Genomic DNA, 13118 nt, shown 5'->3' with positions numbered 1-13118 from the left:
GGAAGTGGCCGGCCAGGCCCTGCCATCCCGACGGGTGGATCACCTTGCTGGCGGCGTAACGGGCCGGGATAGCGTTCGGGCATGACGCGTTGGGGAATTCTGGCCACCGGACACATCGCCGCCTGCTTCGCCGCCGACCTGCGGCTGGTGCCCGGTGCCGAACTGGTGGCGGTCGGATCGCGTACCCGGGAGAGCGCCGAGAAGTTCGCACAACAGCACGACGTGCCGCGAGCGTACGCCTCCTGGGCCGAGCTGGCCGCGGACCCGGACCTGGACGCGATCTACGTGGCCACGCCGCACGCCGCGCACCACGAGGCGGCGCTCGCCTGCCTGGCCGGCGGCAAGGCCGTGCTGGTGGAGAAGCCCTGCACGCTGGACCTGCCCACCACCACCGAGCTGGTCGAGACGGCACGCGCCCGCGGGGTCTTCTTCATGGAGGCCATGTGGATGCGCACGAACCCGCTGATCCTGCGGGTCCTGGAGCTGATCTCCGACGGCGCGATCGGTGACGTCACCCACGTCCGGGCCGACTTCGGGGTGGCCGGGCCGTTCCCGCCGGAGCACCGGATGCGGAACCGTGCGCTGGGCGGGGGCTCGCTGCTGGACCTCGGCGTCTACCCGCTGAGCCTGGCCCACCTGGTGCTCGGCCCGCCGCAGCATGTGCAGGCGTGGGCCCGGTTGAGCCCGGAGGCGGTGGACGAGAACACCGGCATCGTCCTGGGTTGGGACTCCGGAGCGGTGGCCACGTTGAGCTGCGGCATGGTCGGCGCGACCGCGATCACCGCCTCGATCACCGGCACCGCCGGTCGGATCGACCTGCCGGAGCCGTTCTTCCGGCCGGGATCGGCGGTGCTGCACCGGCTCGACGCCGAGCCGGAGACCATCCCGGCCGACCTGACCGGCGGCGGCTACCAGTACGAGGCGATCGAGGTGCAGCGCTGCCTGGCGGCCGGGCTGACCGAGAGCCCGCTGGTGCCGCACGCCGCCACGCTGGAGGTCATGACCCTGATCGACGACATCAAGGCCCGGATCGGCGTCTCCTACGGGTAAGTAGGGGCCCCGTTAAGAAGGGGCCCCTGCTATACCGGAGGCGTTAAGCGGGGGCCCTTCCTTAAAACAGCGGGCGGACCAGGAGGTACGCGAGGCAGGCGATGGCAGCGGCGGCCGGGAACGTGATGATCCAGGCGATCACGATGTTGCCGGCCACGTTCCAGCGCACCGCGGAGAGCCGTTTGGTCGCGCCCACGCCCATGATCGCCGAGGTGATCGTGTGCGTGGTGGAGATGGGGGCCTTGAGCACCAGCGCGTTGAAGTAGAGCACCGCGCTGGCCACGGTCTCGGCCGCGAAGCCCTCCGCCGGGCCGAGGTCAATGATCTTCCGGCCCAGCGTCCGGATGATCCGCCAGCCGCCCGCGTACGTGCCGAGCGCCAGCATCGTGGCGGAGGTCCAGAACACCCAGCCGGGGATGTGCGTCTTGCTCTCCTGGAAACCGCCGGTGTAGAGCGCCAGCACGATGATGCCCATGGTTTTGGCGGCGTCCTGCATGCCGTGGCCGACCGACATGGCGGCCGCGGACACGGTCTGCGCCCAGCGGAAACCGCGGCTCAGCTTGCCCGGCTGCCCCTTCCGGAACAGCCACATGATCGCCAGCATCACCAGGAAGCCGAGCACCAGGCCGACCACCGGGGAGAGCACCATCGGGAGGAGGACCTTCTCCACGATGTTGCCCCACTGGACGATGCCGTCGGCGGCGAACAGGGTCGCGCCGACCAGGCCGCCGAAGAGGGCGTGCGAGGAGGAGGACGGCAGGCCGAAGTACCAGGTGATCAGGTTCCAGGCGATCGCGCCGAGTACGCCGGCGAAGACCACGCCGAGGCTCTCCACCCCGGTCGGTAGCGTGACCAGTCCGTCGCCGACCGTCTTGGCGACCCCGGCGCCGAAGTGCGCGCCGACGAAGTTGCCGACGGCGGCCAGCCCGAGGGCGATCCGGGGCGTCAGCGCCCGGGTGGAGATGCTGGTGGCAATCGCGTTGGCCGCGTCATGGAAGCCGTTCGTGTAGTCGAACGCCATGGCGACCGCGATCACCGCCAGCACGGCGATGAGTTCGGGTGTCACGGGATCAGGACTCCTTGACCGCGATGGTCTCGACGGTGTTGGCGACGTGCTCGAAGGCGTCGCAGGCGGCCTCCAGCTCGTCGGCCACCTCCTTCATCTTCAGCACCGTGAGCGCGTCGTACTCACCGGAGAAGAGGCGGACCAGCAGCATCCGGTACGCCTGGTCGCCGTCGTTCTCGAGCCGGTTGCACTCAATCCAGTAGTCCTCAAGATCCTTCATCGACTTCAGCCGGGGCATCGCCTCGGCGGTGAGCTTGGCCTGCTGGTCGAGCACGTTGACCAGCTCGTGCAGCTCGCGCGGGAGCGACGGCAGCTTGGTCAGGCCGTACAGGTAGAGCAGGTTCCCGACCGCCTCCAGGTGGTCCATCACGTCGTCGAGCAGCGAGCCCAGCCGGTAGATGTCCTCACGGTCGAACGGCGTGATGAAGGTGGAGTTGATCTTCTTGTACAGGTCGTGCGTGATCTGGTCGCTGTCGTGCTCGACCTCGGTCAGCCGCTCGCTGATCGACTGCACGTCGGCACCGGGCAGGCCCAGCTCGTTGAGCAGATCGGTCCCTTTCACCAGGTTCTGCGCGGCCCTGGTGAAGAGCTCGTAGAAGGCGCCCTCGGTGGGACGGAAGGAAAACTTCACAGCACGGACCTCGTCGTGTCGGTGGAAGGGTGGCCGCCGCCTACGAGAGGCGTCTGCTCTGGGCATGCTAGGGACACGGTGGAACCGGGCATCGACCGGCCCACCCCTGGTCAGGCCCGATTCACCGCTCGTTCACCTGCTGTTCACCTGGATGCTTTCCATCCTGGTCACGCAGCCGCCCACGCTCCCGTTCGACGTCGAAATCGGCAGGCGGATACCCCAGATCCAACCCGGCGAACGTCTCCCGCAGCAGGTGGGCCACCGCCCAGTCCCGATACCATTTACGGTCCGCCGGCACCACGAACCACGGCGCGGCATCCGTGCTGCAACGCTCCAGCGCCTCGGCGTACGCGGCGTGGTAGTCGTCCCAGCGTGCCCGGGTGTCCAGGTCGCTCGGGTTGTACTTCCAGTACTTCGTCGGGTCGGTGAGCCGCTCCATCAGCCGCTCGGCCTGCTCGGCGTAGGAGATGTGCAGCATGACCTTGACCACGGTGACCGCCTGCTCGGCCAGCTCCCGCTCGAAGTCGTTGATGAGCGCGTACCGGGAGCGCCAGGTGTCCTCGTCGACCAGCCCCTCCACCCGGGCGATGAGCACGTCCTCGTAGTGCGAGCGGTTGAACACGCCCACGTACCCGGGCGGCGGCAGCGCCCGCCGGATCCGCCACAGGAAGTCGTGCCGCAGTTCCTCCTCGGTCGGCGGGCCGAACGAGCGGATGTGCAGCCCGAGCGGGTTCATCGCGCCGGCCACCCGCTTGACCGTGCCGTCCTTGCCGCCGCAGTCCATGGCCTGGAGCACCAGCAGCACCCGACCCGGCCGACCCTCGGCCAGATCCGCACCGGCCTGGCTGGGCGCGCTGGTGGCGCTCCCCGCGCCGGCCGCGCCCGCGGTCGCGTACAGCATCTCCTGCTGCCGGGCCAGCTCCGCGCCGAGCAGCCCCACCTGGCCCCGGGCCCACTCCTTGCGCGCCGGACCGTGCCCGGCCGCCGCCGGCAGCCCCGGGGTCGAGCGGGGATCGATCGCCGCCAGGTCCACCGCGCCCGGCCCCACCCGCAACAACGTCCGCATCGACCCGCCCTCGGGCCTCACCACCCCAGTCATTCCCTGATCTTCACCCGCCGGGCCCGATCATGGGTACGGAGCGTCCGACACATCCGCTACATCCGCTTCGCCCCGGCTCAGACCACCAGGGCCAACCACTTCCGGTACGAGGTGGCGAACGGCTCGCTCCCGTCGCCGAGCGCGCCGAGCAGCCAGCGGGCCGCCGCCTCGGCCTCGACGACCAGGTCGTCCGGGTAGTTCCACCGGGCCCGGTGCTCGGCGAACTCGTCCTCGTCGCGCAGCTCGACGACGCCGGTCTCGCGCCGGCGCACCACGTCCAGGTCGAGGTCGATCAGATGGACCGTCTCCTCGCCCTCCCACCGGGCCGGGGTGGCGATGTCGCAGTAGACCTCACTGGTGCGCGGCGGCGGGTTGAACATGCCCGTCCACCAGCCGGAACGGGGCACCAGCAGGACGAACGGGATCTGCTCGACCGAGGGCCGACCATGGTAGACGGACTCGGTGCCGGCCGGCACGCCGAGCCACACGCCGAGGTCGTCCTCGGCCAGGCGGCGGGCCGGGTAGTCGCGGTGGGCGCTGCCGTCGTACTTGCGGTAGATCACGCGGACCACGTCGCTCGGCATGTCTCGCACCCTAACCGATTCCGGCCACGCCACGCGATCGACAGGTGACCGGACGCGACCCGCCGGCCGCGCCACGCCGCCGGAGCGGCGGGACCGGCGTCGGTGCCGGCGGGTACGGTCGCACCGTGACTCCGTCCCGCACCGCCACCGCCGCATCCAGGAAGCGCCGCAGTGGCCGTCCCGACGGCGGGAAGCTGCTGGCCGCCGCGGTGGGCGCGGTCCCGGGCGGCGCGGCCCGACCCGGCCAACAGCAGATGGCCGAGGCGATCGAGCGGAGCATCGCCTCCGGCGAGCACCTGCTGGTGCAGGCCGGCACCGGCACCGGCAAGTCCCTGGCCTACCTCGCCCCGGCGCTGACCGTGGACGGCCCGGTGGTGATCTCCACCGCCACCCTGGCGTTGCAGTCCCAGCTCGTCGAGCACGACCTGCCCCGGCTGGCCGACGCGGTCGAGCCGGTGCTCGGCCGCCGCCCCACCTTCGCCGTGCTCAAGGGTCGCCACCACTACCTGTGCCTGGCCCGGCTGGACAGCTCGGTCGAGGACGAGCCGGACGAGGCGCTCTTCGACGCGCCCCGCCCCGGCGCCACGAAGTGGCTCGGCGAGGCCGGCCGGCTGGGCAAGCAGGTGCAGCGGCTGCGTGACTGGGCCGAGGAGACCGCCACCGGCGACCGCGACGAGTTGGATCCGGGCGTCGACGACCAGGTCTGGCGCAGCGTCTCGATGCCGGCCCGGGAGTGCGTCGGCGCGAGCCGCTGCCCGTTCGGGCAGGAGTGCTTCGCGGAGGCGTCCCGGGCCCGCGCCCGCGAGGCCGACATCGTGGTGACCAACCACAGCCTGCTCGCCGTCGACATGCTCGCCGGGCGGCACATCGTGCCACCGCACAAGCTGCTGGTGGTGGACGAGGCCCACGAGCTGGCCGACCGCGTCTCCTCGGCGGCCCAGGCCGAGCTGGTGCCCGAGCTGATCGACCGGTCCACCCGGCGGGCCCGCCCGCTGCTCCGGCCGGACGTCGCCGACCGGCTCACCGAGGCCGGTGACGCGCTGGCCGTGGGGCTGGCCGAGGCGCCGGCCGGCCGGCTCACCGCCGGCCTGCCGCCGGCGTTGCGGGAGGCGTGCACGCTGCTCGACTCCGCGACCCGGGCCGCGCTGGAGGCGATCGGCGACGTGAAGGCCGACGACCCCGACCCGGTCCGCAAGCAGCAGGCCAAGGCCGTGCTGGACGAGCTGTCCACCACCGCCCAGCGGCTGCTGGAGGGGGGTGACCACGACGTGGCCTGGGTGGAGAAGCCGGAGAACGGCAGCCGCCGGGCGCTGGTGGTGGCGCCGCTGTCGGTGGCCGGCACGCTCGCCACCCACCTCTACGACGAACGCACCGTGGTCGCCACCTCGGCGACGCTGGCGCTGGGCGGGCGCTTCGACACGGTGGCGCGGGCGCTGGGGCTGGAGGCGCCGCCGCCCGCCCCGCCGTCGCCGGCCGCCGCCGCGCTGGCCACCGCGACCGCGGCCGGTCGCACCGCCGGCCCGGCCCCGGTGGCGAGCACTGAGGGCAGGTCCGGCCCGGCCCTGGTGGCGAGCACCGAGGGCAGCCGGGCGGCAATCGGCACGGTTCCGGCCACCGAGGGGCCCGGCTGGCGCTCGCTCGACGTCGGCTCGCCGTTCGACTACGCCCGGCAGGGCATCCTCTACGTCGCCGCGCACCTGCCCCGCCCCAGCGTCTCCGGGCTGCCCACGGCGGCCGGCGAGGAGCTGCTGGCGCTGGTCGGCGCGCTCGGTGGGCGTACCCTCGGGCTCTTCTCGTCGCGACGGGCCGCGCAGCAGGCCGCGGAGCTGCTCCGCGCGCGGACCGACCTGCCGGTGCTGTTGCAGGGCGAGGAGGCGCTGCCGCTGCTGGTCCGCCGGTTCCGCCAGGAGCGCGAGAGCTGCCTGTTCGGGGTGATGTCGCTCTGGCAGGGGGTGGACGTGCCGGGCGACGCCTGCCAGCTCGTGGTGATCGACCGGCTGCCCTTCCCCCGCCCGGACGAGCCGCTCGCGGCGGCCCGCGCGGCGGCGGTGGACGCGGGCGGCGGCTCCGGTTTCGCGGCGGTCAGCGTGCCGATCGCGGCGGTGCGGCTGGCGCAGGGCGTCGGGCGACTGATCCGGGCCACCGGCGACCGGGGCGTGGTGGCGGTGCTGGACTCGCGGTTGGAGACGGCGCGCGGGTACGGCCCGTTCCTGCGCCGCTCGCTGCCGCCGTTCTGGTACACCACCCGCCCGGAGGTGGCCCGGGGCGCGCTGGAGCGCCTGGCGAAGAGCTGACGCCCGCGCCTCCCCGGAGCGGGGTGACGCGGGCGTCGGCGGGTCGGGTCGGGTCAGGGCGCCTGGGAGGCGACCACCACCGCGTCCGGTGGGGTGTCCGGCACGGTACGCGCGGCGAGCCGGCGGACCGCGGTGTTGAGCACGGCGATCAGTGGCACCGCGACCAGCGCACCGGCGATGCCGGCCAGCACCACGCCGGCGGCGATGCCGATGATCACGGCGAGCGGGTGGATGGCCACCGCCCGGCCCATGATCAGCGGCTGGAGCACGTGGCCCTCGATCTGCTGCACGCCGACCACCGCGGCGAGAATGACCAGCGCGATTCCCGGGCCGCTGTCGACCAGCGCCACCAGCACGGCCACCACGCCGGACAGGAACGCGCCGACGATCGGGATGAACGCGCCCAGGAAGACCAGCGCGGCCAGCGGGAACGCGAACGGGATGTCGAAGATCACCAGGAAGATGCCGATGCCCACGGCGTCGATGAAGGCGACCAGCACGGTGGCCCGGACGTAGGCGCCGAGCGTGGCCCAGGACGCCCGGCCGGCGTCGTCGACCTTCCAGCGCGCGGCGACCGGCAGCAGGCGCACCAGGAACCGCCAGATGTTGTTGCCGTCGCGGAGGAAGAAGAACGTCGCGAAGAGCACCAGGACGGTGCCGGTGAGCACCTCGGCGAGCGTGGTGGCGGTGCTGAGCGCGCCGCTGGTGAACCGTTCGGTGTTGCCGTTGATCCAGTTCTGCGCCTCGTTGATGTAGCGGTCGAGTTGGCTGTCGGACAGGTGCAGCGGGCCGGTCTTGAGCCAGTCCTGGATCTGCCGGACGCCCTGGGAGGACTTCTCGCTCAGCTCCGGCACACCCTGGATGAACTCGTTGACCACCAGCGTCAGCGTGCCGACCACCGCGGCCAGGCCACCGACCAGCACCACGCCGGTCGCCAGCGAGCGGGGGAACCGGGCCTTGAGCAGCCAGCCGACCGCCGGGGCGAGCAACGCCGAGAGCAGCAGCGCGACGGTCAGCGGGATGATCACGATGCTGATCGTGCCGACGATCCGCAGGAGCGCCCAGGTCACGATGCCGATCACGATCAGACGCCAGCACCAGGCGGCGGCGATCCGCAGGGCGTGCGGCACCTCGGTGTCGTCGCGGCTCACCGTGGAGGTGTGCATCGGGGCGGGCGGCTCGGCGCCCACCACGGTCGCCGCCGGGGACGCCACCGGACCCGGCGAGGTGGGCGAGGCCACACCCGCCTCCCCAGGCGCCGCCTCCGGGTCGACCCGGCGGGACCGGGCCGACTCCCGGCCCGACTCGTACGCGCGGCGGAGCCGCCCGCGCATCCGCTCGAAGCGGCTCAAGCGCACCTCCCGCAAAAGCTCCGTCCACCCACGTCACAGGGGGGACAGGATACGTCCATCCGCCCCACCCTAGGGCGGCTCCGCCACACATTGCCCCACCGCCGCACCCGCCAACCACGGCGAGGGCCGCCGACCGGCACGCGGTAGCGTCTTCGCGTGACCCCCGATGAGAGTCTCGACGCCGGGCTGCCCATCCGCCTCCTGCACGACCGCGTGCTGGTGCGCAACGAGGGTGCCGAGGGGGAACGCCGCTCCACCGCCGGCATCGTGATCCCGGCGACCGCGGCGGTCGGCAAACGACTGGCCTGGGCCACCGCGGTCGGCGTGGGCCCGAACGTCCGCTCCGTCGTCGCCGGGGACCGGGTGCTCTACGNGAGCGGGACGTGCACGCCGTGGCGGCCGAGCGGGTGGAGACGACCGCCGCCGGCTCGACCGGTCTCTACCTGTAGCCCTGCCTCGCCGCGCTGTTTGCGGCGCTGCCCGGCGGGAAGCCCAGGCACCTCAGTGCGCCCTGGGGAGGGACCATGCCGATCGTGATCAAGAGGATTCTCGCCTGGGGGTTCCTCGTGTTCCTGATCTACTTCATGGCGTTCCGGCCCGACGGTGCCGCGCAGCTGTTCCGGGGGATCGGGGCCGCGCTGGTGGCGATCGCCCAGGGTCTGGGCGACTTCCTCACCGGCCTGATGAGCTGACCTCAGCAACTTTGCCACGAAACCCCGGTTTGCCAGTCACTGACAAATCACCGCTTCGTGGCAAACTTTAGCTGATGCCGGCCTACACCGACCTCATGCTGGAGACGTACCGCGCCTGACACCTTCTCGGCGTCCCGACTCAGCCATGCGGGTGCCAGGGGACGGAGGGGCGCGAGTCGTGCCAGCCGGGCGCGGGCGGCGGCGGGGCCAGCACCACCGGGATCGGCACCACCGGCTCGTCCGGCGCCTCCACCGCGCGCTGCGAGCCGTCCGGGAAACGCAGGTGGTAGCGCTGCCCATCCCAGACTCCGACCGGAGCCTGGGGGTCACGACCGACGAAGAACGAACGGTACGCGGTGATCGCGTCCAGCAGCTCCCGTTCCTCCCGCGCCGTCCATTCCCGCTCGGCGGGCTTGCGGTCCAGGCCGCGGCGCATCCCGTCGCGCAGCAACGCCAGCCGGGTCGCGGCGAACTGGTAGCCGCGCATCGCCTTGACGCCGCCGTCGCCGGCCACCCGTCGGGCCCAGGCGCGGGCCGCGTGTCGCCGGCCCAGGCTGCCCAACGCGGCCACCTCCGGCGGGGTGAGCCAGCCGGCCCGGACGTAGTCGGGCAACGTGCGCTCGGTGAGCCGACCCTCCCAGGCGCGCAGCCAGACGGCCAGCCCCACCATGGCGAAGAAGATCGGCACCATCACGCCGATGTAGCCGTAGAGCACGATCACCGTCTGCCCGGTGGCCTGCGCCAGTGAGGGGATCAGGTTCCAGGTGCCGTGCAGCATCATCGCCACCAGCAGGCCCGCGAGCGGGGCGAGGATCCGCACCCGCCGGTCGGCGGTACGCGCGGCGACGCCCAGCCCGACGCCGGTCATCGAGGTGAACAACGGGTGGGCGAAGCCGAACAGCAGGATGCGCACGATGAAGATCGCGATCACCTGTTGCGCGCCGGTGGCCGGGCCGTACTCCTCCACGCCGGTGCGGTAGCCGTAACCGCCCAGGTAGAGGATGTTCTCCACCATGGCGAACCCGACCGCGGAGAGCCCGCAGTAGACCAGGCCGTCGGTGATCCCGGAGAACTCCCGCCGCCGGAAGATCAGCAGCAGGATCGGGCCGGCCGCCTTGGTCAACTCCTCGATGAACGGCGCGACCAGCACGGCGGTCAGCGCGGCGGGCAGCCCCCAGTCCTCGAACAGCTTCGCGCCGGTCTCGTTGACCAGCAGCGAGATGGCGGTGGAGACGAACGCCCCCCAGGCGAAGCAGAAGACCAGGTACTTCAGCGGTTCGGGCTCGTAGCGGTCGAGCCAGAGGAAGCAGGAGACCAGCACCGGCACCGGCAGGATCGCCGCGATCACGCCGACCAGCAACGCCTCGGCGCCCAGGCTCTCGCCCAGCGTGAAGACCATGAACAGCGCGCCGGCCGCGATCAGCAGCACCACCGCGGCCAGCACCAGGAAGCGCCGCCAGCCGAGCCGCCGCAACGGCATCCGTGGCGTCGGACCCCCCGGCGGCGGGGCGGTGGGCGCGGACGGCGGCAGTGCTCCACCGGGCGGGTTGTCGGCCATGCGGTCAGCCTAACCACCCGCGCCCCACTCACCCCGGACCAAACCGGAAGCGCCCGTCGATCATGAGGAGGGCGGTCAACCGACCGGTGGGGCGGTGGGGGGTTGGGGGGTGAGGGCGGAGTCGGGGGTGCGGTGGTGTTCGTCGAAGGCGTGGCGGACCAGGCGGTTCGCGTCCTCCTGGTCGATGCCGGAGGCCACCATCAGGTCGCTGGCGGCGGTCCGCACCTGGGCGACCACCACACTGCCGGAGAAGCCGACCCCCTCGTGGTACGCCCGGCCGGCCTCGCTGACCGCGCGCAGCGTCCGCTGCCGGGCCTTGTCCGGCTCCTCCCCGGCGGCGAACTCGTGCCGGAGCAGGCGTACCGACTCGGCGAGGTGGGCGACCGCGTCCGGCATCGGCGCCGGGATCGGCTCCTCGTCCTCGATCAGGGTGACCGTGCGGCGGATCAGCGTGCCGCTGTTGCGCATCGCCCGGTCGATCGGGTCCGCCGCCTCCGCGTAGTGGGTCAGCTCGCTGCGCCGGTGCCAGCGGGCCGGCGAGATGGTGATGGTCTCCTTGGCGCCCTCGATCGCCTCGCCGAGCGCGGTCAGCTCGTCCTTGTTCTCCCGCAGCCGGAACAGCGCCCGCTGCGCCGCGCCCCGGTCCCGCTCGCGCAGCGCGTGGGCGCAGGTGTCGAGCTGGTCGGCCAGCAGGTTCAGCGCCGGCCGCGCGGCCCGGTTGATCACCCGGAGCGGGTTCAGCGGAAGCAGCACGGCGGTGACCAGCAACGCGATGGTGCCGCCGAGTAACGCGTCGACGAAGCGGGGGAACTCCAGATTCTCGGTGGACGGGCTGAGCGTCACGATCAGCACCGCGGTGGCCGCCGCCTGGATCACGACGGCCACGCTGGCCCCGGCGAAGATGGTCAGCAGGATGGCCGAGGTCACCACCAGCGCGAGCTGCCACGCGCCGGTGCCGAGGAAGTAGATCAGCACGTCGCCGACGAGCACGCCGATCGCCACCCCGACGATCAGTTCGACCGTACGCCGGAACCGCTGGCCGACCGAGGCGGCCAGCGTGCCCACCGCGGAGATCGGGGCGAAGACCGGCTGCGGGTTGTGCAGCACCCGGTGCGCGATCAGGTACGCCAACCCGGCCGCGAGCCCGGCCTGCACGGCCAGGCCGAACGCGGTCCGCACCCGGTGCACCCGGTCGTGCAGGGTGGCCCGGCTGCGCTCGCGCAACTCGTCGGCGAGGGCGGCGTTCTCCGGGGGGTCACCGCGACCCGCGCGCGACGTCAGCCGTCGCAGGAGCGGCGGTCGTCGGTCCCGGGCCATGGCGGGTACTACCCGTCTCGCCTGCGCACAATCCCCGGGTGCCCGGCGACGGCCACGCCGGTAGCCTTCCCGGCATGGCCGCCCATCCCCTCCTCGACGACCTGCGGACCGCGCTCGGCGAGGCCGCTGTGCTGACCGACCCGGACCTGTTGGCCGGGCACGAGCGGGACGAGGCCGACCTGTGCGGGTCGGGCACCCCGCTGGTGGTGGTCCGCCCCCGGGACACCGAGGAGGTGGTGGCCGCGGTGCGGGCGGCCGGCCGGCACGGCGTACCCGTGGTGCCGCAGGGTGCGCGGACCGGGCTGGCCGGCGCGGCGAACGCGGTGGCCGGCGCGATGGTGCTGAGCACCGTGGCGATGGACCGGATCCGGGAGATCGACCCGGTCGGCCGGATCGCCGTGGTGCAGCCGGGCGTGGTCAACGCGGCGCTGGGCGGGGCGGTCCGGGCGCACGGCCTCTGGTATCCGCCGGACCCCGGCTCCTGGGAGTCGTCCACGATCGGCGGCAACGTGGCCACCAACGCCGGCGGCATGTGCTGCGTGAAGTACGGCGTGACCACCGAGTACGTGCTCGGCCTGGAGGTGGTGCTCGCCTCCGGCGAGGTGCTGCGCACCGGCCGGCGCACCGCCAAGGGCGTCGCCGGGTACGACCTGACCCGGCTCTTCGTCGGCTCGGAGGGCACGCTCGGCGTGATCACCGAGGTGACGGTGGCGCTGCGCCCGGCACCCGAGGCGTCGCTGACCCTGGTCGCGGTCTTCCCCACCACGGCGGCGGCCGGTGACGCGGTGGCCGGCATCGCCGCCCGGGGTCTCACCCCGAGCCTGCTGGAGCTGCTGGACCGGACGCACCTGCGGGCGATCGAGGCGTACCGGCCGATGGGGCTGCGCACCGACGCGGAGGCGCTGCTGCTGGCGGCGGTGGACACCGGCGCGCGGGCCGCGGACGACCTGGCGCGGCTCGCCGAGGTGTGCACCGCGGCCGGCGCCGACGAGGTCTACGCGGCCACCGACGCGACCGAGGCCGCCGCGCTGCTCCAGGCCCGACGGCTGGCCCACCCGGCGATGGAGCGGTTCGCCGCGGAGACCTTCCCCGGCGGCAACGGCGGCCTGGTCATCGACGACGTGGCGGTGCCTCGCGGTCGGCTGGCCGAACTGCTGGACGGGGTGGCCCGGATCGCCGAGTCCTGCGACGTGCCGATCGGCGTGGTCGGGCACGCCGGCGACGGCAACATGCACCCCAACATCGTGGTCGACCGGGCCGACCCGGCGAGCCTGGACCGGGGCCGGCGGGCCTTCGACGAGATCATGCGGCTCGGGCTGGACCTGGGCGGCACCTGCACCGGGGAGCACGGCGTGGGGCTGCTCAAGCGGGAGTGGCTGGCCCGGGAGATCGGCCCGGTGGGCGTACGGGTGCACCAGGCGATCAAGGCGGCGCTGGACCCGGCCGGGCTGCTCAACCCGGGCAAGGTGCTCTGA

At 72.9% G+C, this 13118-nt stretch carries 10 protein-coding genes and 3 pseudogenes; 6 read left to right on the top strand and 7 right to left on the bottom strand.

The genetic code is table 11. The features are described 5' to 3' along the window. Positions 1-81 precede the first annotated feature (81 nt). Complete coding sequence (locus B1205_RS22915; protein ID WP_089157477.1) at positions 82-1050, top strand: Gfo/Idh/MocA family protein; 969 nt, start codon at positions 82-84, stop codon at positions 1048-1050. Positions 1051-1111: 61 nt separating this feature from the next. Here B1205_RS22915 and B1205_RS22910 read toward each other — a convergent pair whose 3' ends face one another. The 4 genes from B1205_RS22910 to B1205_RS22895 all read right to left on the bottom strand — a co-directional run bounded on the left by B1205_RS22910 (position 1112) and on the right by B1205_RS22895 (position 4430). Continuing rightward, entirely contained in the window at positions 1112-2116 is a 1005-nt protein-coding gene (locus tag B1205_RS22910) for an inorganic phosphate transporter (protein WP_089157476.1), read from the bottom strand. Positions 2117-2120: 4 nt separating this feature from the next. Beyond that, a complete protein-coding gene (locus tag B1205_RS22905; RefSeq protein ID WP_089157475.1) occupies positions 2121-2747 on the bottom strand; it encodes a DUF47 domain-containing protein in 627 nt (208 codons plus the stop codon). 121 nt (positions 2748-2868) lie between these two features. Further along, positions 2869-3846, bottom strand: a complete 978-nt coding sequence (locus B1205_RS22900; protein ID WP_089157474.1) for a PPK2 family polyphosphate kinase — start codon at positions 3844-3846, stop codon at positions 2869-2871. A gap of 77 nt (positions 3847-3923) precedes the next feature. After that, complete coding sequence (locus tag B1205_RS22895; protein WP_089157473.1) at positions 3924-4430, bottom strand: DUF402 domain-containing protein; 507 nt, start codon at positions 4428-4430, stop codon at positions 3924-3926. A gap of 125 nt (positions 4431-4555) precedes the next feature. Between B1205_RS22895 and B1205_RS33555 the strand changes: the two are divergent. Together B1205_RS33555 and B1205_RS33550 are read left to right on the top strand one after the other, a co-directional pair. Continuing rightward, a pseudogene (locus B1205_RS33555) lies at positions 4556-5890 on the top strand (ATP-dependent DNA helicase); the annotation flags it as partial. A 147-nt stretch (positions 5891-6037) separates the two neighbouring features. Next, positions 6038-6724, top strand: a pseudogene (locus tag B1205_RS33550) (ATP-dependent DNA helicase); the annotation flags it as partial. Between the two features lie 53 nt (positions 6725-6777). Here B1205_RS33550 and B1205_RS22885 read toward each other — a convergent pair. Further along, positions 6778-8058, bottom strand: a complete 1281-nt coding sequence (locus tag B1205_RS22885) for an AI-2E family transporter (RefSeq protein WP_089157531.1) — start codon at positions 8056-8058, stop codon at positions 6778-6780. Positions 8059-8232: 174 nt separating this feature from the next. Between B1205_RS22885 and B1205_RS22880 the strand changes: the two are divergent. Further along, positions 8233-8525: pseudogene (locus B1205_RS22880) on the top strand (co-chaperone GroES). Positions 8526-8600: 75 nt separating this feature from the next. After that, complete coding sequence (locus tag B1205_RS30010) at positions 8601-8768, top strand: hypothetical protein (protein ID WP_176308752.1); 168 nt, start codon at positions 8601-8603, stop codon at positions 8766-8768. A 139-nt stretch (positions 8769-8907) separates the two neighbouring features. Here B1205_RS30010 and B1205_RS22875 read toward each other — a convergent pair whose 3' ends face one another. Together B1205_RS22875 and B1205_RS22870 are read right to left on the bottom strand one after the other, a co-directional pair. Further along, positions 8908-10326, bottom strand: coding sequence for a PrsW family intramembrane metalloprotease (locus B1205_RS22875; RefSeq protein WP_176308751.1), 1419 nt, complete (start codon positions 10324-10326; stop codon positions 8908-8910). A gap of 75 nt (positions 10327-10401) precedes the next feature. After that, entirely contained in the window at positions 10402-11643 is a 1242-nt protein-coding gene (locus B1205_RS22870) for an FUSC family protein (RefSeq protein ID WP_089157472.1), read from the bottom strand. Between the two features lie 74 nt (positions 11644-11717). Here B1205_RS22870 and B1205_RS22865 point away from each other — a divergent pair, with 74 nt between their 5' ends. Then, positions 11718-13118: an FAD-binding oxidoreductase gene (locus B1205_RS22865; RefSeq protein ID WP_089157471.1), complete on the top strand. Its 1401-nt coding sequence runs from the start codon at positions 11718-11720 to the stop codon at positions 13116-13118.

The organism is Micromonospora sp. NBS 11-29 (genome assembly GCF_002140155.1).
Lineage (GTDB): Bacteria > Actinomycetota > Actinomycetes > Mycobacteriales > Micromonosporaceae > Micromonospora.
The sequence above is the reverse complement of the archived record's forward strand: the minus strand, read 5'-3'. Positions and strand labels throughout refer to the sequence as shown.

Coding starts and splice junctions, on each gene's coding strand:
- B1205_RS30010 (WP_176308752.1), top strand. CDS start 8,601: ATGCCGATCGTGATCAAGAGGATTCTCGCCTGGGGGTTCCTCGTGTTC.
- B1205_RS22885 (WP_089157531.1), bottom strand. CDS start 8,058: ATGCGCGGGCGGCTCCGCCGCGCGTACGAGTCGGGCCGGGAGTCGGCC.
- B1205_RS22895 (WP_089157473.1), bottom strand. CDS start 4,430: ATGCCGAGCGACGTGGTCCGCGTGATCTACCGCAAGTACGACGGCAGC.
- B1205_RS22865 (WP_089157471.1), top strand. CDS start 11,718: ATGGCCGCCCATCCCCTCCTCGACGACCTGCGGACCGCGCTCGGCGAG.
- B1205_RS22915 (WP_089157477.1), top strand. CDS start 82: ATGACGCGTTGGGGAATTCTGGCCACCGGACACATCGCCGCCTGCTTC.
- B1205_RS22900 (WP_089157474.1), bottom strand. CDS start 3,846: ATGACTGGGGTGGTGAGGCCCGAGGGCGGGTCGATGCGGACGTTGTTG.
- B1205_RS22870 (WP_089157472.1), bottom strand. CDS start 11,643: ATGGCCCGGGACCGACGACCGCCGCTCCTGCGACGGCTGACGTCGCGC.
- B1205_RS22875 (WP_176308751.1), bottom strand. CDS start 10,326: ATGGCCGACAACCCGCCCGGTGGAGCACTGCCGCCGTCCGCGCCCACC.